General features: G+C 72.4%; 22 protein-coding genes and 1 pseudogene. 12 read left to right on the forward strand and 11 right to left on the reverse strand.

The window, feature by feature from the left end; translation table 11 throughout:
- Positions 1-78 precede the first annotated feature (78 nt).
- The 5 genes from ACIRQ9_RS18465 to ACIRQ9_RS18485 are packed head-to-tail and all read left to right on the forward strand — an operon-like array spanning position 79 to position 4,126.
- Positions 79-747, forward strand: coding sequence for a DedA family protein (locus tag ACIRQ9_RS18465; protein WP_404173950.1), 669 nt, complete (start codon positions 79-81; stop codon positions 745-747).
- Positions 744-1,349, forward strand: a complete 606-nt coding sequence (locus ACIRQ9_RS18470; RefSeq protein ID WP_404173953.1) for a phosphatase PAP2 family protein — start codon at positions 744-746, stop codon at positions 1,347-1,349. The genes ACIRQ9_RS18465 and ACIRQ9_RS18470 overlap by 4 nt, the downstream gene beginning before the upstream one ends.
- Complete coding sequence (locus ACIRQ9_RS18475) at positions 1,346-2,134, forward strand: phosphatase PAP2 family protein (protein ID WP_404173956.1); 789 nt, start codon at positions 1,346-1,348, stop codon at positions 2,132-2,134. Before ACIRQ9_RS18470 ends, ACIRQ9_RS18475 begins: the two co-directional genes overlap by 4 nt.
- Positions 2,088-2,750, forward strand: coding sequence for a response regulator transcription factor (locus ACIRQ9_RS18480; RefSeq protein WP_404173959.1), 663 nt, complete (start codon positions 2,088-2,090; stop codon positions 2,748-2,750). Before ACIRQ9_RS18475 ends, ACIRQ9_RS18480 begins: the two co-directional genes overlap by 47 nt.
- Positions 2,747-4,126 (forward strand): ATP-binding protein, encoded by a 1,380-nt coding sequence (locus ACIRQ9_RS18485; protein WP_404173962.1) that lies wholly within the window; start codon positions 2,747-2,749, stop codon positions 4,124-4,126. The genes ACIRQ9_RS18480 and ACIRQ9_RS18485 overlap by 4 nt, the downstream gene beginning before the upstream one ends.
- A gap of 28 nt (positions 4,127-4,154) precedes the next feature.
- On the opposite strand, the gene ACIRQ9_RS18490 is transcribed toward ACIRQ9_RS18485, so the two are convergent.
- Complete coding sequence (locus tag ACIRQ9_RS18490) at positions 4,155-4,946, reverse strand: hypothetical protein (protein WP_404173965.1); 792 nt, start codon at positions 4,944-4,946, stop codon at positions 4,155-4,157.
- 399 nt (positions 4,947-5,345) lie between these two features.
- Here ACIRQ9_RS18490 and ACIRQ9_RS18495 point away from each other — a divergent pair, with 399 nt between their 5' ends.
- The 3 genes from ACIRQ9_RS18495 to ACIRQ9_RS18505 all read left to right on the forward strand — a co-directional run bounded on the left by ACIRQ9_RS18495 (position 5,346) and on the right by ACIRQ9_RS18505 (position 7,145).
- A complete protein-coding gene (locus tag ACIRQ9_RS18495) occupies positions 5,346-5,576 on the forward strand; it encodes a DUF5133 domain-containing protein (protein ID WP_404173968.1) in 231 nt (76 codons plus the stop codon).
- Between the two features lie 90 nt (positions 5,577-5,666).
- Entirely contained in the window at positions 5,667-5,939 is a 273-nt protein-coding gene (locus tag ACIRQ9_RS18500) for a GlsB/YeaQ/YmgE family stress response membrane protein (RefSeq protein ID WP_404173971.1), read from the forward strand.
- Between the two features lie 189 nt (positions 5,940-6,128).
- Complete coding sequence (locus ACIRQ9_RS18505; RefSeq protein ID WP_404173974.1) at positions 6,129-7,145, forward strand: pyridoxal-phosphate dependent enzyme; 1,017 nt, start codon at positions 6,129-6,131, stop codon at positions 7,143-7,145.
- 29 nt (positions 7,146-7,174) lie between these two features.
- Here the strand turns inward: ACIRQ9_RS18505 and sbnA are convergent, their stop codons facing one another.
- The 8 genes from sbnA to ACIRQ9_RS18545 all read right to left on the reverse strand — a co-directional run bounded on the left by sbnA (position 7,175) and on the right by ACIRQ9_RS18545 (position 18,770).
- On the reverse strand, positions 7,175-8,218 hold the full coding sequence (gene sbnA / locus ACIRQ9_RS18510) for a 2,3-diaminopropionate biosynthesis protein SbnA (RefSeq protein WP_404173977.1): 1,044 nt from the start codon (positions 8,216-8,218) through the stop codon (positions 7,175-7,177).
- Positions 8,219-8,254: 36 nt separating this feature from the next.
- The gene (sbnB, locus tag ACIRQ9_RS18515) at positions 8,255-9,325 is read right to left on the reverse strand and encodes a 2,3-diaminopropionate biosynthesis protein SbnB (RefSeq protein WP_404173980.1); all 1,071 of its coding nucleotides are present in this window, start codon (positions 9,323-9,325) and stop codon (positions 8,255-8,257) included.
- Entirely contained in the window at positions 9,322-10,326 is a 1,005-nt protein-coding gene (locus ACIRQ9_RS18520) for a TauD/TfdA family dioxygenase (protein ID WP_404173983.1), read from the reverse strand. Before ACIRQ9_RS18520 ends, sbnB begins: the two co-directional genes overlap by 4 nt.
- A gap of 40 nt (positions 10,327-10,366) precedes the next feature.
- Entirely contained in the window at positions 10,367-13,633 is a 3,267-nt protein-coding gene (locus ACIRQ9_RS18525) for an amino acid adenylation domain-containing protein (RefSeq protein WP_404173986.1), read from the reverse strand.
- A 13-nt stretch (positions 13,634-13,646) separates the two neighbouring features.
- Positions 13,647-16,247, reverse strand: coding sequence for a Pls/PosA family non-ribosomal peptide synthetase (locus ACIRQ9_RS18530; RefSeq protein WP_404173989.1), 2,601 nt, complete (start codon positions 16,245-16,247; stop codon positions 13,647-13,649).
- A 288-nt stretch (positions 16,248-16,535) separates the two neighbouring features.
- Positions 16,536-16,751, reverse strand: coding sequence for a hypothetical protein (locus ACIRQ9_RS18535; RefSeq protein ID WP_404173992.1), 216 nt, complete (start codon positions 16,749-16,751; stop codon positions 16,536-16,538).
- Between the two features lie 628 nt (positions 16,752-17,379).
- The gene (locus ACIRQ9_RS18540) at positions 17,380-17,952 is read right to left on the reverse strand and encodes a dihydrofolate reductase family protein (protein WP_404173995.1); all 573 of its coding nucleotides are present in this window, start codon (positions 17,950-17,952) and stop codon (positions 17,380-17,382) included.
- 377 nt (positions 17,953-18,329) lie between these two features.
- On the reverse strand, positions 18,330-18,770 hold the full coding sequence (locus ACIRQ9_RS18545) for an ATP-binding protein (protein WP_404173998.1): 441 nt from the start codon (positions 18,768-18,770) through the stop codon (positions 18,330-18,332).
- Between the two features lie 244 nt (positions 18,771-19,014).
- Here ACIRQ9_RS18545 and ACIRQ9_RS18550 point away from each other — a divergent pair, with 244 nt between their 5' ends.
- The 3 genes and pseudogenes from ACIRQ9_RS18550 to ACIRQ9_RS18560 all read left to right on the forward strand — a co-directional run bounded on the left by ACIRQ9_RS18550 (position 19,015) and on the right by ACIRQ9_RS18560 (position 20,984).
- On the forward strand, positions 19,015-19,890 hold the full coding sequence (locus tag ACIRQ9_RS18550; RefSeq protein WP_404174001.1) for a helix-turn-helix domain-containing protein: 876 nt from the start codon (positions 19,015-19,017) through the stop codon (positions 19,888-19,890).
- 38 nt (positions 19,891-19,928) lie between these two features.
- A pseudogene (locus ACIRQ9_RS18555) lies at positions 19,929-20,102 on the forward strand (DUF397 domain-containing protein); the annotation flags it as partial.
- 75 nt (positions 20,103-20,177) lie between these two features.
- Entirely contained in the window at positions 20,178-20,984 is an 807-nt protein-coding gene (locus ACIRQ9_RS18560) for an SAM-dependent methyltransferase (RefSeq protein WP_404174510.1), read from the forward strand.
- Positions 20,985-21,070: 86 nt separating this feature from the next.
- Here the strand turns inward: ACIRQ9_RS18560 and ACIRQ9_RS18565 are convergent, their stop codons facing one another.
- On the reverse strand, positions 21,071-21,925 hold the full coding sequence (locus tag ACIRQ9_RS18565) for a chitosanase (protein ID WP_404174004.1): 855 nt from the start codon (positions 21,923-21,925) through the stop codon (positions 21,071-21,073).
- A 213-nt stretch (positions 21,926-22,138) separates the two neighbouring features.
- Here ACIRQ9_RS18565 and ACIRQ9_RS18570 point away from each other — a divergent pair, with 213 nt between their 5' ends.
- Entirely contained in the window at positions 22,139-22,486 is a 348-nt protein-coding gene (locus ACIRQ9_RS18570) for a tetratricopeptide repeat protein (RefSeq protein ID WP_404174007.1), read from the forward strand.
- A 99-nt stretch (positions 22,487-22,585) separates the two neighbouring features.
- Here the strand turns inward: ACIRQ9_RS18570 and ACIRQ9_RS18575 are convergent, their stop codons facing one another.
- Positions 22,586-23,506: a M56 family metallopeptidase gene (locus ACIRQ9_RS18575; protein WP_404174010.1), complete on the reverse strand. Its 921-nt coding sequence runs from the start codon at positions 23,504-23,506 to the stop codon at positions 22,586-22,588.
- Between the last annotated feature and the right edge of the window lie 4 nt (positions 23,507-23,510).

Raw genomic sequence — 23,510 nt, forward strand, 5'->3', positions numbered from 1 at the left:
GCACTGTAGTCACCGACCCGATGCCTCCGCCGCGGCGTGCCCGGCGCTCCGGGCGTACTACGAAGGGACCCCTCGACGATGACCACGGCCCTGCATCTCTCGTCACAGCTCGCCGTCAACGTGCTGGACGCGCGCTCGCTGCTGGCCGCGTTCGGCGTGCTGGGCGTGGGCGTGGTGCTGTTCGCCGAGACCGGACTGCTGATCGGGTTCTTCCTGCCGGGCGACTCGCTGCTCTTCACGGCGGGCCTGCTGTGCACCGGCTCCGCCGACCACGGCCTGAAGCTCTCGCTCGGGCCGCTCCTGGTCTCCGCCGCGGTGGGGGCGCTCGCGGGCTCGCAGTGCGGATACCTGCTGGGCCGCAGAGCGGGCGGCGCCCTGCTCGCCCGCAGCCGCTCGGCCCGCCTGCACGAGGGCGCGCGACGCGCGGAGGAACTGCTGGAACGCTACGGGTACGCGAAGGCGATCGTGCTGGCCCGGTTCGTGCCGGTGGTGCGGACGGTGCTGAACCCGATGGCGGGCGCCCTGCGGGTGCCGGTGCGGACCTTCACCGTCTGGCAGACGGCCGGCGGCCTGCTGTGGAGCCTGGGGCTCACGCTGGCGGGGTACGCGCTGGGCTCCTCGGTACCGAACGTGGACCGGTACCTGCTGCCGATGGTCGCGGTGATCGTCGCCCTGTCCCTGATCCCGCTCGCCGCCGAACTGCTGCGCTCGCGCCGGGAGGCCAAGGCGGAGGAGGTCCAGGGATGATCCCCGCCCTGAGCGGTCCCGCCGTCGACGGGCCGGCCTACGTCGACGTGGTACGCCTCGCCCAGCACGCGCCCGACTGGCTGAACGACTCCGTGTCGGCGTGGTCGACGTACGGGCTCGCCGTGTTCGCCGTGTTCATGGTCATCGCCTGGTGGCGTGCCCGGCGGGTCGGCGCCACCGCGTCGGTGACGGCGCTCGCGGTGCCGGTCGTCGTGGTGGTGGCCTACGCGGTCGACGCGGCGCTCAAGCCGCTGGTGCACGAGAACCGGCCCTGCCGGAGCCTGCGGGTGACCGTCCTGGAGACGTGCCCGGCGCGCGGCGACTGGTCCTTCCCCAGCAATCACGCGGCCGTCGCCGCCGCGGCGGCCGTCGCCCTGCTGTTCGTGTTCCGGCGGCTCGGCGCGGTCGCCGTGGCCGCCGCCGTCGCCATGGCGGCCTCACGGGTCTGGGTGGGTGTGCACTACCCGCACGACGTGCTGGCGGGCGCGGTGGTGGGCGCGCTCACCGTGACGGCGGCCATGTCCGTGCTGCGCCGGTGGGCGGGGCCGCTGGCCCGGCGGCTCACCGCCACCCGGCTGCGCCCGCTGCTGGCGGTGTCGTGAAGCGCGGCGACGCCACCCACCTGGCCGTCGGCTGCGGCCTCGGCGCCTGGGCCGCCTTCGGCCTGCTGACCATGGTCGTCGCGGGTCACGACGGCCGGCCGCTGTCCGTGGACCGCGCCCTGCTCGCCTGGTCCCTCGACAACCGTCCGGACGGCGCGGTGACGTTCGCCCACGCGCTGACCACCACGGGGACGGGAGTCGTCCCGTACCTGCTGGCGGCGCTCGCCGGACTCGTCGTGGGACGCACCCGCCGAGAGCGTGCGCTCGCCGTCGCGCTCTGCCTGGCCTTCCTCGCGGCGGGCCAGGCGCTGCGGTACACGGTGATGGCGCTCGTCTCCCGGCCCCGGCCGCCGCGCGCCGACTGGGCCACCCACGCCTCGGGCTGGGCCTTCCCGTCCGGGCACACCACCACGGCGGCGCTGACGGCGGGGCTGCTGATCGTCGCCGTCCTGACGCGCGGCGGGCGCGGCGGCACCCTGCTCGCCGTGGTCGTCGGCTGCTGGGGCGCGGCGGTCGGACTGACCCGCGTCTATCTCGGCGTGCACTGGTTCACGGACGTGCTCGGCGGCTGGCTGTTCGCCCTCGGCTGGCTGGGCCTGTGCCTGGCCGCCGTGGCCCTGCGGCCGCCGTGGCAGCGGCCGCGCGGCGCCGTGCGGGACGACCCGGTGCCCGCGGGAGATCCGCCGCCGGACGCGGCGGGCGGCCGGACGGACACGACACGAGAACCGAGGGAGGACCATGCGGCAGACGATCCTGGTCGTCGAGGACGATCACGCCCTGCGTGACGTGCTGGTGCGCGGGCTGCGCGACGAGGACTTCGACACCGTCGCCGCACCGGACGGCGCCACCGCGCTGCGGCTGGCCACCGACGACGTCCGCGCGGCCGTCCTCGACATCGGGCTGCCCGACGCCGACGGACGGGACGTGTGCCAGGCGATGCGCGCGAACGGGTTCCTCTCCCCCGTCATCTTCCTGACCGCCCATCACCGGCTGACCGACCGGCTGTCGGGGTTCTCCGCGGGAGGCGACGACTACCTGCCCAAGCCGTTCCATCTCGCCGAACTCGCGGCCCGGCTCCGGGCGGCGCTGAAGCGGGCCGCGCCGCCGCCGGCCGCCACGGCGGGCGACCTGGTCCTGGACGCCGTCCGGCACACGGTCGCCGTCCGCGACACCCGGGTCGGCCTGACACCGACCGAGTTCCGGCTGCTGGCCGCGCTGATGGCCGCTCCCGGTGCCGTCGTGCGCCGCCGTGAACTGGTCCGTGCGGCCTGGCCCGAGGGCGCACGGGTCAGCGACAACACCCTCGACCAGTACCTGACCAGGCTGCGCCGCAAACTGCGCGAGGCGGGCAGCGAGCGGACGATCGGCACGGCGCGCGGCATAGGCCACCGCCTGTCATGAGCGGTCCCCCGCGCCGTCCGCGCCCCGCCGCGGTCGCCCTGCTCCGCCGCCTGACGCCCGGCACGCTCCGCGGCAGGCTCTCCCTGGTCGCCCTGGTCACGGCCACGCTGCTGATGGTGGTCCTCACCGTCGCCTTCGACACCGTGGCGCAGCACCGGCTCCAGCACCAGGCGGACGACGAACTCCGGGCCCGTGCCGCCGCCGTCGCCACCACCGTCGACACCGGCGGGACGGCCGTGCGGGTGCGGGAGAGCGCGCACGACGACCTGCTCGACGCGCACGTGTGGATCTACGCCGGCCGGCGCCTGCTCGAAGCCCCGCCGGCCGCCGGGCGGCTGACCCGCGTCGCGGGCGCCCTCGCCGGGCACGGCGGCCGGCGGTGCGTCACCGTCGACGTGCACGGCCCGCTCCGGCTGTGCTCCCAGCCGGTGCCCGGGGCACGGAGCGAGGCCACGGTGGTCACCGCCCTGGACCTCTCCCCCTACCGGAATTCGGCCGACACCCTGCTCCTGGGATCGCTGGTCCTGGACGCCGTCATGCTCGCCTGCACCTACGCCCTGACCCGGCTGGCGGTCGGCCGCGCGCTGCGCCCCGTCCGCACCATGACCGACCAGGCCGCCCAGTGGAGCGCCGTGACCTCCGAGGAACGCTTCGGGAGCATCCGCCACCCGGCCGAACTCGCCCGCCTCGGTACGTCGTTGGACGCCATCCTGGACCGCATCCGCACCCTGCTGCGCCACGAGCGGCAGCTCACCGGGGAGCTCTCGCACGAGCTGCGCACCCCGTTGAGCCGGATCATCGCCGAACTCGACTGGTGGCAGGCCCGTCCCCGCACCGCCGAACAGACCCGTGCCACGCACCGGGTGATCGCGGACGCCGCCGAGTCCATGCGGACCATCTGCGACACGCTCCTGGAGGACGCGCGCGGCGGCACGCTCACCGCACCGGGCACCGTGGAGGTGCTGTCCGCGCTGCGCCGCCTCACCGAGACCGCGGACCTGCCAGGACACGTGCGGCTCACCGCCGACGGCGCTGCGCTGGTGGCCGGAGTCCCGGCCGCGCTCCTCGAACGCATCGTCAGCCCGCTGCTCGCCAACGCCTGCCGCTACGCGCGCACCGGTGTCGCCGTCCGGGTCGGCCCCGCGCCCGACGGCGTCCGCGTCGACGTCGTCGACGACGGGCCCGGCGTACCGCCGTCGTTCGCCGGGCTGCTCTTCGAGCCCGGCCGGCGTGCGGATCCCGGCGACGGGCACCCCGGAGCGGGCCTCGGGCTGCCGCTGGCGCGGCGGCTGGCCCGCTCCGTCGGCGGCGAGGTCGTCCACGACCCCGGGCACACGGCCGGGGCCCGCTTCGTGGTCAGCCTGCCCGCCGGATGACGGCCGGCCCGCTCGGCGCGGTGCCCGCTCAGGCCGCGGTGCCGGGCCGGACGTCCTTGCGGGAGACGGCCAGGTAGCCGACGAAGCCGAGGATGGCCACCGTCCAGGACAGCGTGACCGGTCCCAGGCCGAGCGCGAGCCCGCCCCGGCTCCGGGGCAGGGCCATCCAGTCGGCGACGGAGGCGCCGAGCGGCCGGGTGATGACGTAGGCGGCCCAGAAGGCAGCCACCGCGTTCAGGCCGCCCAGGCGGTGCGCGAGCGCCGGAACGGCGATGGCGAGGCCGTACACGACGGCGGACCCCAGATAGCCGAGGCCGATCGTGGCGGTCAGGTCTCCCGCGGCGGTGCCCAGCGCGAACGTGGCGAGGACGGCGGCCCAGTAGAAGGTCTCCCGGCGCCGGGTGTGGATGCTGTGGATGGACAGCGTGCCCTCGCTCCGGTGCCAGACGGCGAAGACGACGGCCAGGGCGACCATGAAGAACGGCGTGGAGAGCGCGTACGGCACGCCGAGACCGACGTGCAGGATGTCGGCGGCCATCGTGCCGAACACGCTGACCATGACGATCGCCGTCCAGTAGATCCAGGCCACGTACCGCCTGACGGCGAACTGCACCGCAAGGGCCGCCACCAGGGCGACGCCGCCGAGGCCGACGGCGGGCACGGGGCCGAGCAGGTGGGCCAGGAAGTCGGAGGCCGTCTCGCCCATGCCGGTGGTCAGGACCTTGATGATCCAGAAGTAGACGGTCACCTCCGGCACCTTGCTCGCCGCGTGACGGATGTGGCCGGCAGGCCGGTTGCGCATGAGGTGATCGGTCGACATGGCAGGGACGATCGCACGGCACCCGGCAGGTTTCCCAGACCCTTTTGCCAGAGCTTTGGTGCTTCTGGTGGCAGGGTTTCCCAAGCGCTCCCCGAACCTGAACACAACCTGAACGCCACGACGAAAGCGCTGTTCAGCGGCGTACGCGCGATGATAGAGGCCTGCTCCGGACCCGCCCGCCCGGCTCAGACCCGGCCCATGCCGCCGTCCACGAAGAGTTCGGATCCCGGAGTGGCGACGCGGGCGGATCGGTACCTCTCAGCAAAGGGCCTCGGGCAGGGCGCTGCGGCCGGAGCCGGTTCCCGCGTTCCGCGGACGGGTCCTCGGGACGCCGCATGGCCGCACCGGCCGGGGGTAGGCGGATCGCGGATCGCAGGTTCACGTGAAGGGAGACCTCTGGTGCTGATGGCCCACCCGGCGGTGCTGAAGGACCTGGTCGCGCAGTACGACACGCTGCGCGCGCTGCACGCCGAGAACGGCAGCCTCGCGACGCGGCGGCGGATGAACGACATCGCCTACACCCTGTGCGTGGCGACCGGCACCAGCGACGCCGACAGCGCGCTCGTCGCCGCGCGTCACCAACTGCCCGGCGCCCGGCCCCAGGACGACTCCGTGCTGAGCACGGGTTGATATCGCTTCCGCAAGAAGGACGTTTGTTCGGGCGGATTCGGTGCACACGAAGAGCTGACACAATCTTTATCTCAGAAAGCGAGACGCAGTATGGGCATCATCGCGTGGATCATCATCGGGCTGCTGGCCGGCGCCATCGCCAAGCTCCTGCTGCCGGGCAAGGACCCGGGCGGCATCATCGTCACCATGCTCATCGGGATCGTCGGCGGTCTGCTGGGCGGCTGGCTCGGCAAGGTGATCTTCGGCGTGGACTCCATCGACGGGTTCTTCGACCTGTCCACCTGGATCGCGGCGATCGTCGGCTCCCTCATACTGCTCGTGCTCTACCGGCTCGTCACCGGCAACCGTCGCTCGCACGCGTGACCCGCTGACGGCCCGCCCACGCGCCACCCGAACGGCTCCCTCCTGGCGGACAGGACGGGAGCCGTCGGCATGTCCGGCCACCGCACGAGGCCCGGCCCCCGTGTCCGCCCCACCGGGGCAGTACCCTCGGTCGCCTCGGTGCGTACCCGGTGCGCGGCGATACCGGTGTGCAGTGAGAGAGGAACCCGCGTGCCCGCTGTCCCGCCCACGCCCCTGGCCGGTTGGCCGACGCCGCTGGAGAAGGCGCCGCGGCTGGCCGCCGCGCTCGGCCTGCGGGAGGACGACCTCTGGATCAAGCGGGACGACCTGATCGGCCTGGGGGCCGGCGGCAACAAGGTCCGCAAGCTCGAGTACACGGTCGGCGCGGCCCTGGCCGCCGGCGCGGACACCCTGGTCACCGTGGGCGCCCCGCAGTCCAACCACGCGCGGCTGACCGCGGCGGCCGGGGCACGGCTCGGCCTGGACGTGGTGCTGGTCTTCCCGGGCCGGCCCGGCGCCTCACGGTCGGGGAACCTGCTCCTGGACGCCCTCTTCGGGGCCCGGGTGCGGTGGGCGGGCGACGTGGACCTGGCCCAGCTCACCGCGGCCGCGGAGGAGACCGCGGCCGCGCTGCGCCGCCGGGGTGCGCGTCCGCACCTGATCCCGTTCGGCGGTTCCGACGCCGTGGGTGCCCGGGGCTACGAACAGGCGGGCAGGGAACTGCTCGCACAGGTTCCCTCGCTGGATCTGGCCGTCGTCGCGGTGGGTTCGGGCGGCACCATGGCCGGGCTGGTCGCCGCGCTGGGCGCCGGCCGGGTGCTGGGCGTCGACACCGGCGCGATGGACGAGCCCGCCGCGGCCGTCGCTGCCATGGCAGGGGAACTCACCGGAACCGACGTGCGCGACCGGCTCCGTATCCGCTCCGACCAGGTCGGGCCCGGTTACGGCCGGCTCACCGGGCCGACCGCCGCGGCGCTGCGGCTCGCGGCCCGCACCGAGGGCATCGTGCTGGATCCCGTCTACACGGGACGCGCCATGGCCGGACTGGTCGCCGCCGCCGAGGAGGGCACCGTCGCACCGGGCCGGACGACCGTCTTCTGGCACACCGGCGGCCTGCCCGGGCTCTTCGGCCACGCCGAGGCCGTCGGCCTCCTCGACGAGTCGCTGCCCGTCTGTGCGCCCGAGGACGGCCCGGCGGACCGAAGGGCCCCCGGACGCCACGAGTGACGTCCGAGGGCCCTTCCGGAAACCCGCTGTCAGGTGGTGCGACGGCGGGCCGGGGCTCGTGACGCGGACTTGGGTTCCCGCGCCGGGGTGTTCGTCTGTACGGCGCCGCCCCCGGCATCGGGGTCGAGCACCTCGTCGCCGTACAGGTCGTGGAGCCAGTTGGTCTGGTAGATGGTGTCGAGGTAGCGCTCCCCGAGGTCGGGAGCGACGGCCACGGCGGTGAGGTCACGGCCCTCGTTGCGGGACAGCCAGTCCGTCGCGCCGCTGACCACGGTCCCGGTGGAACCGCCGAACAGGAAACCGCTCCTGGCCATGCGGTGGCACATCCGGATGGTGTCCGGTTCCTCGACCCTGATCACCTCGTCGACGAGGGACTCGTCGAGCAGGGGTGGCCGCATGCTCATGCCGAGGCCCGGGATCATCCGGCGGCCCGGCTCGCCGCCGAACGCCACCGAGCCCGCGGCGTCGACCGCGACGATGCGCACCGGCCGGTTCCCCTCGCGGAAGTAGCGCGCGCAGCCCATCAGGGTGCCGGTGGTGCCGGCCCCGATGAACAGCACGTCCAGCTGCGGGAACCGGCGGGCGATCTCCGGGGCCGTCGTGCGGTAGTGGGCCAGCCAGTTGCCGGCGTTGGTGTACTGACTGAGCCAGACGTACCGGTCGTCGGAGGCGCACAGCGAGCGGACGTAGTCGATCCGCTTGCCCAGGAAGCCACCGTTGCCGTCCTGGTCGGCCACGATGTGCACCTCGCTGCCGAGCGCCTCCATGAGGAGCCTGGTCGACAGGTTGCACCGGGAGTCCGTCACACACAGAAACCGGTAGCCCTTGCTTGCTGCGATCATGCTGAGCGCGACGCCGAGGTTTCCGGAGGAGGACTCCACGAGGACGGAATCCGCTGTCAGGATTCCGTCCCGCTCGGCGCTCTCCACCATTTCGTTCGCGGCCTTCAACTTGATGGAGCCGGCGAAGTTGAAGGCCTCGCACTTCAGGTAGAGCGGGTATCCGCAGATCGACGCGAGATCGACGAAGAGGTCGCCCTCGTTGAAGGCGTGGGGAGCGGATATGACGGGCACGGCGGGCCTCCTGGTGCCGGGCCGAGGACCACGGCCTCAGCCGTACCGACGCAGTTCGTGGAAGAAGTCATCGATGAGTCGCAGCTCCCCCGCCCGGGACACCTCGTCGTAGACGTGCTTGCCGACGGCGAGGTCCAGGACGCCGAGTCCGAACGGCGAGAAGATCACCGGTCGGTCGGTCGGCGGCGCGGCCCGTCCGGCCATGACGTCGCCGAGGGTGCCGTTCAGGAAGTCACGGCTGCCGGTGAGCTGTTCGGCCAGGTGGGGCGACGTGTCGGCCTTGAGACAGTGCTCGACGTCGTCGACGAAGTTGGCCGAGCCGAGCAGGATCTCCGGGGCGAGGTCGCGCAGGGAGACGTGCAGGACCAGCGGGTTGTGGGCGAACAGGGCCTGGTCGGTCACGTGCGGCCGGCCGGCGATGGTGGCGAAGACCACCAGGTCGCTGGCGCGGATCAGGTCCTCGGCGGTGTCGTGGACGGTGACGCGCGCGGCGCCGGCGGACTCCCGGAGGTAGCCGCAGAAGCCGGCCGCGCTGTCGGCGGACAGGTCGTGCACGCCGACCTCGTCGAAGTCCCAGCCGGTGCCGGCCAGGAAGGTGTGGATGTACCGGGCGATCAGGCCGGTGCCGAAGAACCCGACCCGGGTGGGGCGCGTCCGGTTGCGGCTCAGCCAGTCGGCGGCCAGCGCGGCGGAGGCCGCCGTCCTGGTGGCGCTGATGATCGAGCTCTCCAGGCAGGCGAACGGGTAGCCGGTGTCGTGGTCGTTGAGGATGAGCACCGCGGACGCCCGCGGCAGCCCGGCGCTCACGTTCTCCGGGAAGCTGGAGATCCACTTGAGGCCGTCCACGTTGACCGGACCGCCGAGCGAGGCCGGCAGCGCGATGATCCGCGAGGTCGGGCGGTCCTGGAAGCGCAGGAAGTACGACGGCGGGTTGACCGAGTCCCCCGCGTCGTGCAGCCGGTAGACGGTCTCGACCAGCTCCACGAGCTGCTTCTCGCGGCCGCTGAGGGCCTGCTGCACCTCCTCGCCGCTGATCACCGCGAAGGTCGGCACGGCCGGCGCGCCGGGTGCCGCGGACCGGGTGGTGGTCGACAGGGTGTCGGTCATCGTTCGCTCGCCTCCAGGGCCGGGCAGTCGTCGGCGGGCCGCAGCGGCTCGCCCAGGCCGACCAGCACCTGGCGCTCTCCGGAGAACGCCTCCCTGCTGTGCGCGGTGCGCACGTTGTCCACGAGCAGCAGGTCGCCGGCCTGCCAGGGCTCGCGCCGGGCGTGCGCCTCGTAGGCGCTGTTGATGGTCCGTACGACGTCCTCGGCGACCGGGGAGCCGTCGCCGTGGCGGGTGTTGAACGGCAGTCCGTCCGGGCCGTAGACGTCCAGCAGGTACTCGCGCACCTCCGGGTCCAGGGTCCACTCGTTGAGGAAGGCGATCTGGTTGAACCAGCAGCGCCTGCCGGTGACCGGGTGCCGGACGACGGCGGCGCGGTGCTGCTCGGTGCGCAGGGATCCGTCGGGCTGCCAGCTGAACGTGATGCCGTTCGCGCGGCAGTACTGTTCGATCTCGGCGCGGTCGGCGGTGCCGAACGACTCCGCGAGGCTCGCGCCGATCTCGTCGTTGTAGCTGCGGGTCAGGATCCAGCCCTCCCGCTCGAACCGCTCGGTGAGCCCGGTGGGCAGGGCGCGCAACACCTCCTCGGCGTCGGCGACCGCCGTCGCCCCGCCCTGCTCGGGCGCGGTGAGGCAGGCGAACAGCATGAGGCCGGGCACCTCCTGCCGGTAGCTCAGCTCGTGGTGCATGCACATCGGCTGGTGGTCCGGCCAGGGGGTGGAGGAGTACACGCCGCGGCCGTGGGCCTCGCGGGGCGCGAAGGCCTCCCGCTCCGTCATCAGGTCGCCGGCCATCCCGGCGAAGACGGCTCCGGCCTGCGCGGCGTCGCGCAGTCCGAGGCCGCGGACGACCAGCGCGCCGTGCTCGGCGACCTGCGCGCGCAGGGCCTCGCGGTGCTCGGCCGTCCATCGCGGGGCGTCGTCGGGGGGACCGACGCACAGCAGCGCCGGCTTGTCCGGTCGCAGCTCCACGTCGAGTGGTGATGCCAGGGAGGAGAACGGCATCTCGGATTCCTTTCGGTCGACCGCCTGGAGGTGACGGAGGTCAGGAGGAGGCGAGGGGAAGGACGCTGTTCAGCACGGCCTGTGCCGTCTCGGCCGGACGGGTGCGCAGGAAGTGGTGGCCCCCGTCGGCGAGTTCATGGAGTTCGACGTGGTCGGCGAAGAGCCGCCAGTCGCGGTGGCGCTGGGCGTGGCCGGCGGTGTGCGGGTCGTCGGCGGCGACGACCACCGAGACAGGCGCGGTCAGTCTCACCGACGGCGGGGCTTCCAGGGCCTGGTGGAAGTAGCGGTGCGCGGCGACGCAGTCGTGCCGGTAGGCGGCGGCGATGTGTTCGGCGTGCGGCGCGTCGAGTTCGAGGAGTTCCGCGTAGCCGCCCTCGGCGGTCAGCCGCTGGACGATCTCGGCGTCACCGGCGGCGGTCAGTTCGACGATCGCGGCGAACCGGTCCGCGGCGGTGCCGAGGAGTTGGGCGCCCAGGAAGACCCTGGCGACGTGCACGCCCCGCTGCTGGAGCCTGAGCGCGGTCTCGACGGCGGCGGCGGTTCCCGAGGAGTGGCCCCACAGCACGACCCGGGTCAGGCCGCGGGAGGTGATCTCGGCGACGGTCCGTTCGGCGACCTGCTCGATCGTCTCGAACGGTTCCGGGGGCGCGGCCAGGTTGTGGCCGGGCAGGTCCACGGCCAGGACCGGCAGGCCGCTGCCCGTCAGCGCGCTCGCCATCGGCTGGTAGTTGACGGCGTTGCCGCCCGCGTAGGGGAAGCAGACCAGGGCGCATTCGGCGGCGCGGCTTGCGCCGGACAGGGGCAGCAGCAGCTCGGGGCGCTGCCGGGGCGTGCCGTCGAGGAGGGCGGCCAGGTCGGCGAGGACCGGGTGGCGGGTGATGTCCTTGAGGGACACCGCACGGTCCAGGGCCAGGCTCAGCTTGACCGCGGTCAGCGAGGTGCCGCCGGCGTCGAAGAAGTGGTCCGTGCGGCCGATCCGCCGCTCGGGCACCCCGAGCAGTTCGGCCCAGGCCGCCGCCAGCCGCCGTTCGGTCGGGCTGAGCGGGGCGGCGTCCGCGCCCGTCTCCGGCTCCGGTGCCGCCTGTTCGGCCTCGGCGGTCAGGGCCTTGCGGTCGATCTTGCCGTTGGCGGTGAGCGGCAGGGCCTCCCGCCAGTGGAAGGCGGACGGCACCATGTAGCCGGGCAGGGCCGCGCCGAGGGCCTTGCGCAGGAGTTCCGGTTCGTGCTCCCGGCCGGCGTAGAAGGCGATCAACTGCTTGCCGCCTCCGTTGCGTTCGGCGACGACGACCGCGCCGTCCCGTACGCCGTCGACCTTCAGCAGCGAGTTCTCGATCTCGCCGATCTCGATCCGGAAGCCGCGGATCTTGACCTGGTTGTCGCGGCGGCCGAGGAACTCCAGCTTGCCGTCCGGGTGCCAGCGGCCCCAGTCCCCGCCCAGGTACAGCCGTTCGCCGGGCCGGTACGGGTCCGTGCGGTACGCCTCGCGGGTGCGTTCGGGGTCGTTGACGTAGCCACGGCCCACGCAGACGCCGGAGAAGGCGATCAGGCCGGGGGCGCCGAGCGGTACCAGCGCCAGGTGTTCGTCGACGACGTGGACGCGCACGTTGTTCACGGGCCGTCCCAGCAGCACCCGTTCGGGCACCTCCCGCAGGACCTCGTGATTGGTGTCGTCCGAGGTCTCCGTCAGCCCGTAGGCGTTGAGCAGCGCGATGCCCGGCTGGACCGCGAACCAGCGCTGGACCAGCTCCCGTTTGAGCGCCTCGCCGGTCACGGACACGCAGCGCAGGTCCGGAAGCATCCGCGGGTGCCGCTCCAGGTAGGAGACGACGACCTCAAGGTAGGACGGCACGAGCTGGGCCACGCCGACCCGGCCGCGTTCCAGGGTGCCGACGAACCGCTCGACGTCGGTGATCACGTCCTGCTCGACCAGCAGCGTCCGGCCGCCCACCAGCAGCGGGGCCATGAGCTGCCACAGGGAGATGTCGAAGCACTGCGGCGCGGTCTGCGCGACCACGGTGCCCTCGCCGATCGACAGGTCGTCGATCTTGGCGTGCAGATGGTTGAGCATGCCCGCCTGCTCGCACATGGCGCCCTTGGGCTCCCCGGTGGAGCCGGACGTGAAGTAGATGTAGGCGAGTTGGCCGGGACCGACCTCGACGCCCGGACTCTCGTCGGCGTGCGACTCGGCGTACGCCGTCTCCGTCAGGAGCGTGTCGACGCCCTCCAGGGTCCGCAGCGCCTCGTCGAGGGTGCGGGTGCTCGCGGACTCGGTGAGGACCAGCCGGCACCGGGCCCGGGAGAGCGTCGCCGCGATCCGGCCGGCCGGGAAGTGCGGTTCGATCGGCAGGTAGGCGCCGCCGGCCTTGAACACCGCCAGCACCGCCGCCAGCCAGTCGAGGTTGCGCTCGGTGACGACGGCGACGACGTCCTCGCGGGCCAGGCCCCTGGCGAGCAGGGCGCGCGCCAGCCGGTTGGAGCGGCGGTCGAGTTCGCCGTACGTCCACTGCTGCTCGCCGTGGATAGCGGCCACGGCCTCCGGGTGGGTCCTGGCCCGCTGCTCGAAGAGTTCGTGCGCGCGCAGGTCGGGCAGTTCCCGCTCGGGTCCGGCCAGGCCGTCCAGCTGTTCGCGTTCCTCCTCGGCGCAGAGCAGGCTCTGGAGGGTGTGGTCGGCGTCGGGCCGGGCGGTCATCAGCCGCAGCGCGGTCAGGTGGTAGCCGCCGATCCGGGCGGCGGCGCGGGAGTCGAGCACGTCGGCGCGCCGCCGCAGGTGCAGCGTCATCCGTCCGTCCCGGTCGGACCAGCGCACGTCCAGGACGGCGCCGTCGCCCGCAAGCTCGTCCGCATGACCGTGGTCCGCTGCCGCGGGTCCGCACACGACCTCGAACGGCGGTTCCGTCAGGCCCAGTTCGCGCCGCAGGTCGGCCACCGGGAAGTCGCGGTGGGCCCGCAGTTCGGCCTCGGCGCGGTGCGCGGCCGTGAGCAGGGCGGTCCAGGAACCGGACGGGACGGACACCCGGCAGGGCAGCGGCCCGGCCTCGGCGCCGCTCACCCAGCCCGTGACCACCTCGGGTTCGCCGGAGAGCACGGCAAGCACCTTGAGGTGCGCGGCCAGCATCGGCGCGTCGACCGGCAAGGCGTGTCGCCCGGCCAGTTCCCGCACCGCATGCGCCGTGTCGTCCGGCACGGGTATCTCGTGCTCGGCCGTGCCCTGCTCGGGTCGCGGAGCCCAGCGCGGCACGGCGGTGGCGCCGCCTGCGCTCAGTATCCGGCTCCAGTACTCCCGGTCCGATTCCACGCGCGTTCCCATCGAATGGCCTTCCTCAACTCACGGTCGCCGTGGTGGCGTTGGCTGCTGACGTGGTCCGGCCGACGGCATCGGGCCGACTGCCGCTCTCCGGCATCTCCACCGCGGGGTTGCCGCCCCACTGTGCGTGCGCGGGGACTTCCTCGCCCTTCATGAGGAAGGAGTCGGGCGCCAGTACCGCGCCGTCGCCCATGGTCACGCCGTAGTGCACGTGGGAGCCGACGCCGAGCGTGCAGCCCGCGCCGAGCGTGGTGACGTCCGACTTGAAGGTGCCGTCCTCCTGCGAGTGGCACTGGATCTTGCTGGCGGCGTTGAGGGTGCACTCGTCGCCGACGGCGCTGAGCGTGCGTTCGGTCATGTAGACGCCGTCGTCGAACACCCTGCTGCCGATGCGGACTCCCAGCAGCCGCCAGACCAGGGTCTTGAACGGCGTGCCGTTGAAGATGTTGAGGTACTCGTCCGGGACCTTCCAGAGCCGCTCGTGCCACCAGAAGTACGGGTCGTAGATGGAGCACAGGCGGGGGCGCAGCGACCGGAACGATCCGATCCAGCGCTCCACCAGGATGAAGTACGCGGTGGAGAAGACCAGCGAAAAGGCCAGGTAGCCGCCGATCACGACCTCTCCGACCGCGCCGTACAGGTCCACGGAGGCGAGTCCGAACAGGGTGAGCGCGAAGGTGTGCAGCCATCGCACGAGCAGCATGGCCACCATGGAGTTCAGGTTGTAGCGGTTCTTCTCGGCGAGCCGGCTGCGGAGGGTGTCGCCGGTCCTGAGGTGGTCGAACCGGGTGTCGCGGTCCACCGTGCGGGGGATCTCGAAGCACGGTGACCCGAGGAGGCCGACGCCTTCCCTGACCTCGCCGTCCATGGGCACCATCACCTTGGTGGCCAGCAGGCAGTTGGCGCCCGTCCTGCCGCCCGCCGGGTAGGCGATGTTGTTGCCGAGGAAGTTGTGCGGCCCGATCTCCACCCGGGACAGCCGGAAGGAGGTGCTGGAGAAGTCGGCGTTGAGGACGGACAGGCCGTCGGCGATCATCGTCCCGCTGCCGACGGTCACCAGCAGCGGTGACTCGTGCTGCAGCTCGGTGCCGAAGTTCGAGCCGGTCTGCTCGACGCGCGAGAGGTTGTATCCGATGCCGCGCAGGTAGGGGACGATGTACGAGCTGTCGCCGAAGAGCCACGTGAAGAACTTGATGTTCGTCATGCGGGCCGTGGCGCGCTGCAGCACGTAGTGGAACCCGTAGAGCGGATAGATCCGGTCGGGCCTCAGGACCAGGCCCACCAGCCGCGGCACGGTGCACAGGACGAGCAGACCGAGGATCACGAAGCCGAAGAACAGGACGCCGGAGAGCACCAGGGCGTCGGGAACCAGTTCGGAGGGGCTGACGGCCGTCTGCGGGTCGAGCCGCCTGCCGATCGCCGGGACCTCGGTGAAGACCATGTACACACCGCCGACGAGCAGCGGGATGTAGAGGAAGAACAGCTGGATGAGGGTGCCCGCGCCGAACCAGGCCCGGCGCAGGGTGCCGCAGCGGGCCGGCGGGACCCTGGCGTAGTCGACGCGGGTGGGTTCCGCCGGGGATCCGTGCCAGTGTTCGCCGGCCGGGACCGACTGACCGCGGTGGAGGGCGGAGGAGTGCCCGAGCTGGGCGCCGTCCCCCATGGCGGTGTCGATGTCCAGGACGGTCTTCTCGCCGACGAACACGTCCGCGCCGAGGGTGACCCGGCCGGTCTGGATGTGGCCGGCGTGGGCCCGGTAGCACAGGAGGAACGCGTCCTTGCGGATGACCGTGTCGGCGCCGACCGTCAGGAGGTCGGTGCAGGCCGGGACGGAGCGCGAGAGGATCGTGACGCCCTTGCCGATCCGTGCGCCGAGGGCCCGCAGGTACAGCACGTACAGCGGTGTTCCGGCGAGCAGGATCATCGGGTTGGCGTGGATCAGGACCTTGACCAGCCAGAAGCGCAGGTACCGAAGGCCCCAGACGCGGAACTCGCATGGTTGCCAGCGGCCGACGAGCAGCCATTTCGCGGCGATCGGGAAGGCGCACAGGGCCACGAAGGCGGTGCCTCCGAACAGGACCGACCGCAGGTAGATGTCGGCCAGGCCCGAACCGGAGGCGATCCATTCGTATCCGGCCGCGGTTGTGAATCCGTAAGCCAGTGAGTAGCCGAGGAAGACCAGCAACTGGGCGGTTCCGCAGAGCAGATGGACGATCCGCTTCACGAAGGGTCCCGGCCCGGGCCGCGGGGGCGCGGCGGGCGGTGCGGGCGCCGCCGGGGACGGCGCGTCCGCCGGGACGGCGGCCGTGGAGGTCCCGAGCGCGGCGGCCAGACTCCGGATCGTGGGGTGCTGATAGATGTCCTTCATGGAAGGACTGGGCAGATCCGGGGCCTTGCGTATTCGTGCGCAGAACTGGGCCATGACCAGGGAGTTGGCACCGAGGTCGGTGAAGAAGTGGCCGTCGGCCGGAACACTCTCGGTGCCCAGGAGATCGGCGAGCGCCTGCGCGAGCCGCAGCTCGGTCTCCTCCCCTCGCTGTCCGGCGCCGCTCAGCGCGACGACGGACTCAAGGGACTCATCCGGCTCCGAAACGACCTCGGAGGACTGTTCCACCATGCGATCTCCTGGAGAACGTGGATGTTCCTGATCACGAACCGGCGGATTCAGTTTGTCCAGAGAGATCTACGTCTGCCACTTCTGTCCTGGCCCCGGCGGCGGGGGAAGAACGACACGCCGGGCCGTATCCCCAGGGATTCAGGCGGGTCGGGGAGGACGGGGTTCACTCACATGGCGGTCCCCCAACCGATGACGCGGGCCGTGGTCACCGCGGTGGGCCGGGCGGGCATGGGGAAGGGCCGGGTCCCGGCCCGGCGGGGGCCTCGCCCGGCGGTCGGTCGCGGCGGATCAGCCGGCGGCCGTCCAGGCCTTCGGGCCCGGACCGCGCCAGTCGATGAGGTCCGGGTCGTCGACCGTCGTGTTGGCCTCGGGCAGCCCGGCCCGGCGCAGGAACTCGACGACGTCGAGCAGGTGATACGCGGTGCCGACGTACTCTCCGCGGATGGTCACCTTCCTGCCACCGTCGGTGCCCGGCGGCTGCACCACCACAGGGGCGTCTTTCATGACTCCCGGATTCCCCCTGACGAGCCCGGTCATGCGGGAGGTCACCCGCCGATGCGGGTGACGGAGCCGCCGTCGGGCGCGAGGGACCGGCGGCGCGGGGCGCCCTGAGGCCGGAAATCGCCGGGCCGAGCGGGAGCGGCGGACCGAAAAAGAGTGGATGGGGTTCGACGCATCCGGCGTACACCCGCGTCCGCCGTCCGCTACGCACCGATGACGCCCGACGCCCCACCTGGCGGCCGGCCCGGCACCCCACCTGGCGGCCGGCCCGGCACCCCACCTGGCGGCCAGCCCGGCACCCGGCCTGGCGGCCACCCGGACTCCCGGACTCCCGGACTCCCGGACTCCCGGACTCCCGCAGGATCCGGTGCGCCGGCCACGGAACACGAGGACCGGCCGGGGGCCGTCCGGGTGAGCGCCGGTACGGCGCGTGCGGGCGCCTTCGCCGGGGTGGCCGGGGCACGGTCCAGCGCCGGGGGCCAGCGCGGGGCTCCGCGCCGGACTGAAGACGTCTCCCGCCGCGGACGGAAGGCGTCCTCCGCGCCGCTCCGCCGGAACCGGTCCGTCGCCGGGACCGGGAGGCCGGAGCCGTCGGTGCGGCGCGGTTCCGGGGCGGCCACGCGTGGGCCGGTCAGCGCACGACGTCGTAGACGGCCTTCTGCACGCCGTTGGAGTAGGTCTCCTGCTCCACCAGCCGCAGGTGCCGCGTGTCCTTGTCCGACGTGCTGAACAGTCGCTTTCCGGCGCCGAGCAGCAGCGGGTACACGAGCAGGTGGTAGCGGTCGACGAGGCCGGCGTCGGACAGCGCGTGGTTCAGCGTGGCGCTGCCGTGCACGATGACCGGTCCGCCCTCGGTCTCCTTGAGGGCGGCCACCTCGTCGAGCGAGCGCAGGATCGTGGTGTCGCCCCAGTTCGCGACCAGGTCGCCGGCGTCGAGCGTGGTGGAGACGACGTACTTCGGCAGGGTCCGGTAGCGCGCGAACTCCGGCATGTCGGGCCAGACCGGGCTGAACGCCTCGTAGCTGGTACGGCCCATCAGGACCGCGGCCGACTCCTCCTGCTCCCGCCCCTTGATCTCGAACGCCTCGGGGACGAACTCGATCCCCTTGAACGTCCATCCGGCGTTGCGGTAGCCGGGTTCGCCGCCGGGGGCCTCGACGACGCCGTCGAGCGAGACGAAGGCGGTGCTGATCAGAGTGCGCATCTGGGTTTTCCTGCCGTCGGGAGGTCCGGGCCGTCCGGGAGCCGGCTTCCAGCATCCGACCGACAAATAATTTTGTCAAGGAAACTCGACTTGTCGGTCGACCTCCCCCGTGGGCGGGCAGCACAAAACACCGGTCCCGCAGGTCGGTGACCTGCGGGACCGGTGTCCGGTGCGCCGGGTGCGGATGACGGAAGGCACCCAGGTGGCAAAAGGGCCCCGGTGAGCACGGTCGCCCTCCCCCAAGCGGGGCGAGCGTGCTCACCGGGGCCGGGCGCCGGCTCCGCGGTGTTACCGCGGAGCAGGACCGGGCGAGTCCCCCCTCACCCGTCCGGCACCCCTGGACCGTCCCCCTGAGTCCTGGGTGCCCGGCGCCTGCGTCAGGGCGTCAGTGTGGCCCACACGGCGTGGCCGCTGGTGAGCCGGGACCTGTCGACGCCCCAGGAGTCGGCGAGTTCTTCGACGAGCAGCAGTCCCCGGCCGCCCTCGTCGTCGGGGCCGGGCTCACGCCGGAGCAGACCCCGCCGCGAGTAGTCGTGGTCGTGCACCTCCAGCCTCAGGCACCCTTCGGTCATCATGCCCATGCCACACAGGATGCGGACGCTGAACGTGTGACGGATGGCGTTGGTGACCAGCTCGGAGACGAGCAGCACCGCGTCCTCGCACAGCTCGGCGGGCATCCCCCATCCGACCAGCCGCTCTCTCATGGAGCGGCGGGCGACTCTGACGCTGGAGCGGTGCGCGGGAAGCTCGATCCAGTGCGACTGGTCGGGGTCGACGACGTCTAACAGATCGAGCGGGGAGGTCGCGTGGGGGGACACGTGGTTGCCTTCCGTGAGGCGGCTGCGGCGGGGAGCAGGCAGTGCAGGCAGTACTGAGCAACGTCCGCACGGGAGACGAGCGTTACCCGTGAGCGTGACCGCGATTTACCCAAGTAACTATGCGCGCAGCGGGGTTCAACCTGCAACCGACTCCCTGATAATTTCAGCCTGCCGGTGTCGGTGTGGTCGCTTCGCCAAGTGCCTGACAAACTTGCACCGGTGATGTTCCATCAGGAGGTAGGGCGTGAGCGAAGGCCGTTCGAACGCGAGCAGTTCCAGCGCGCCCACCGTGCTGCGCATGATCCTGGGCCGCAGGCTCCAGGAGCGGCGCCTGGAAGCGGGCGTCTCACTGGACGAGGCGGCGCGGGCCCTGCGAGTCGCTCCCCTGACCATCCGCCGCCTGGAGAAGGCGGAGGTGGCGCTCAAGCCGCTCTACGTCGAGAAACTCCTGGAGACCTACGGCGCGGACCGGCAGGAGACCGAGGAGTTCGTCGCCTTCGCCGAGCGGGCCAACGCGCCCGGCTGGTGGCACACCTACCGTGACGTGCTGCCGACCTGGTTCAGCGCCTACGTGAGCCTGGAGACCGGCGCGAAGACCCTGCGCACCTACGAGCCCCACTACGCCACCGGACTGCTGCAGACCCCCGAGTACGCCCGCTCGGTGCTCAGCGGCGGCTTCCCCAACGACCACGACGACGACCTCGAACGGCGCGTGAACCTCCGGCTGCGCCGTCAGGCCCTGCTGGAGCGGGCCGAGGCACCCACCCTGTGGGTGGTCATGGAGGAGGCCGTCCTGCACCGGGTCGTCGGCGGCCCGCAGGTGATGCGGGGCCAGATCGAACGGCTCCTGGAGGTCTCGGAGCTCGACCACGTCAGCGTGGACGTCGTGCCGTTCACCGCCGGCGCCCACGTCGGCGCGTGCGCCCCGTTCACCTACTTCCGCTTCGAGGAGCCCGAGCTTCCGGACGTCGTCTACAGCGAGATCCTCTCCGGCGCGATGTACCTGGACCAGCGGTCCGACGTCGTCGCGCACCTGGAGGCGCACAACCGCATGTCCCTGCTGACCTCCGACGCGCAGAGCAGGGCGCTCCTGAACCGCATGCGCAAGGAGTACGCATGACCATCATCGACGGCAGTGCCCACGACGTGTACAACGGCATGCCCGCCTCCGACCTCGGCGAGCAGGGCTGGGAGTCGCCCTGGAGCGGCCCCAACGGAGGCCAGTGCGTGCAGACCAAGCAACTCGCCGACGGGCGGGTCGCGTTGCGTCAGTCGACCGATCCGGCCGGCCCCGCGCTGATCTACACCCCGGAAGAGATCACGGCGTTCGTGGCCGGGGTCAAACGGGGCCTCGCCGACCACCTGACCAGGCTGACCTCCCCACGCACCCCCTCGGAAGGGTTCAGGATGACCAACTCGCACGCGGCGCGGGACATCGACACCAGCAGGCCCCACTCCGCCCGGATGTACGACTACTACCTCGGTGGCAAGGACCACTTCGAGATAGACAAGCAGGTGGGCGAGAGCGTCGCGTCCGCCTATCCCGGTGTCTTCGTCGCCGCTCACGAGAACCGGGGCTTCATGCACCGGGCCACCCGCGTCCTGGCCCGGGAGCACGGCATCCGGCAGTGGCTGGACATCGGTACCGGCATCCCCACGGAGCCGAACCTGCACCAGGTGGCCCAGTCCGTGGTGCCCGACGCGCGGGTGGTGTACGCCGACAACGACCCGCTGGTGCTCAAGTACGCCGAGCGCCTGATGCGCAGCAGCCCCGAGGGCCGCACCACCTACATCGAGGCCGACGTCAACGACCCGCAGGCGCTCATCGACGCCCCCGAGCTGACCGAGATCCTCGACCTCGGCAAGCCGGTGGCGCTGTCGCTCAACGCCCTCATGCACTTCGTGACGGACGACCAGGACCCCTACGGCATCGTCACCAGGCTGCTGGCCGTACTGCCGTCGGGCAGCGCGCTCGCCCTGAGCCACGTCACCCCCGACTTCGACCCGGACTCCTGGGAGAAGGTCGCGGAGATCTACGAGAACGGCGGCACCCCGGTCCGGTTCCGCACGCGTGACGAGGTGAAGCGGTTCTTCGACGGGCTCGACCTGCTCGACCCCGGCATCTCGCTGGCGCACCGCTGGCGTCCCGACGCCGAACCGACCGCCGTCGACGCGGAGGTCAGCCTGTGGACCGGAGTGGGCATCAAGCCGTGACGCGGACGGGCTGCCGTACCGCACGGTGACCCGGCGGTACGGCAGCCCCGACAGCCCCTACGGCCCGGAACCGGGCCGGGAACGGGTCAGCCGATGTGGTAGCTGTCCCCGTACACCTTCCAGTCGAGCGGGGTGTTCAGACACAGGTTGCCCTTGTTCAGGAAGACCCGCTGCTCGGTGTCGACCCGGGTGGTGTCGCTGTGCGCCTCCTCCTGCTTCATGGCCCAGACGCGGGCGTCGAGGAAGGCGTTGAGGTACGTCGTCTCGTTGCCGCCCTGGGCCGGCGGCTTGGCCTTGGTGAGGGCCCGCTTGCGGATGTTGCGGAAGCTGGTGGAGTCGTCGCCGTCGCCGTGCATGACGATGGCGTCGTAGTAGGCGAACTGCCCCAGCGTGCCCAGCCCGTCCGTCTTGCCCTGCTGTACGGCCGGGTTGAAGTAGACGCGGTCGCGCTCGTCGTTCTGCGCCTGCTGGAAGGCGGTGTCCTGGGCGGCCTTGCGCCAGTCGGCGGGGAAGTTCGGGTCGAGGCCGGAGTGCGAGTCGGTGCCATTGACCCGCCGCAGCGCCGGGAGGTACTTGGCGAGGACGTTGCCGGGCTTGCGGTCGGTGTAGAGCTGGACGAGGTCGAGCATGTCACCGGTGCCGGAGCAGAATCCGATGATCCCGGCGGTGTAGCCGCGGCCGTCGCCGATGTCCTCGATGTACTTGTACTGCGCCTTCCAGTCGAGCGAGGAGTTCTCCGCGCTCGACACCAGCTTCATGGCGATCTCCTTCTTCGCCGAGTCGTCGAGGCCCACACAGCTCGCGGCCGTGGCGGAGGCGGCGGCCGAGGCGTGGTCGGGACGCAGCAGTACGGCGCCGGCGGCGGACGCGCCGAGCAGGGCGAGCAGGGTGCGCCGGGAGGTCAGGGCAGGGGTCGTCGCGGGGGTGTTGGGCTGCCTCACGTGGGCTCCAGGAGGTGGTGGGGGATGGACGGGGATCCACTATTAGGAAGGTTTCCTATCAGAGCCTGACGGTGATGTGTACCCGTCACGCGCAAACTTCGTAGGGTCGAACAAGACAGGTCCGGACCACGGCACCGCCGAACGCTCCGGGGCACCGGATTGGTGGAATATTCAACCAACGCGGCCGGTTGACGGTCCCGAAGGAGGTCACGAGTGGACACCACGTACTACGACCAGGGGACTCTCACCGAGCGCTGGGACCGCGCCCGGCTGTTCTTCGACGCCAAGGACTACGCGGGCGCCGCGCGCGTGCTCGCCGGGGTGGTCGAGGAGGTGCCGGAGCAGACCGGACCGCGGCTGCTGCTGGCCCGCGCCTACTACCACTCGGCCCAACTGCGCCGCGCCGAGGCCGAGTTGCGCGAGATCGTCGAGCGTGACCCGGTGGAGCACTACGCCCGGCTGATGCTGGGCCGCACGCTCCAGCGGCAGGCCCGGCACGAGGAGGCGGAGCCGCATCTGCGTCTCGCCTCGGCACTGGCGGGCGACTTCCCCGCCGAGTGAGACGCCGCACCGCTCAGGGCCCCGGGTCTTCCCGGGGCCCTTCGCGTGCCCGGCCGCCGGAGGCGACCGCCCCGTGGCCGCCGCGCGCCGCGGCCGCCGTCACAGGGGCGTGGCCGCCTGGAGGACCAGGAAGAGGGTGACCGCCGAGTTCGCCGACGACATCGCCGACGCGGCCGTGCCGGCGGCCGCGCCCCAGACCGCGAGGCCGGCCGCGGTGAACGCCGGCGGCCAGCCGCGCGCCGACGGGGCGGGACCGAGCAGCGCGGCGACCCGGCGCGGCACCGGACCGGTGGCGGCCAGCGCGGCCAGGGTCGGAACGGGTGTGCCGGGCGCGAGCAGTGCCGCCCTGCCGATGGCCCGGGCGACCGTGCGCCGGTCCCCCACCGCGCCGGCCGCCGCCTCGTCCGCCCAGCGTTCGGCGGTGTAGGCGACCGCGGTGCGCAGGGGCCGCAGGAACGGGTTGGCGCGGGCCGCCAGGTGCACGGCGAGCAGATGGCGGTGGTGCCGGGCGGCGACGTGGGCGCGTTCGTGGGCGAACAGGGCCCGGCGCTCGCCGGGGGCCAGTCCGTCCAGGAGGGCGGTGGTGGCGACGATCCGGTCGGGCAGGGCGTAGGCGTAGGGCGTGCGGTCGGGCAGGACGGCCACCTCACGGCCCGGCAGTGCGGCCAGTGCCCGCCGGGCGAGCCGGGTGACCCGGCGGTGCCGGTGCAGGGTGCGCCCGCACAGCACGGCGACCGTCCCGAGCGCCGGGATGGCGGCGCGGCCCGCGATGCCGTCCTGCGGCACCGCCTCCCGCACCTCGGGATCGGCCCAGCCGTCCGGGAGCGGATTGCCGGGGAGCTGGGCGGTGCCGACCACCATCAGCAGGGCCAGACAGAGCGTGCTGCACACGGCCATCACCACGGCCACCGCGGTGAGCAGCCGGGTGGCGGCGCGCGGATGCAGCCGGCTCTCGGCCAGCCGGGCGACCGGCCACGCGGTCAGCGGCAGCACCAGCGGCAGGAAGACGAAGACCCCCATGGAC

The organism is Streptomyces sp. NPDC101237, from assembly GCF_044767465.1.
Taxonomy (GTDB): domain Bacteria; phylum Actinomycetota; class Actinomycetes; order Streptomycetales; family Streptomycetaceae; genus Streptomyces; species Streptomyces gramineus.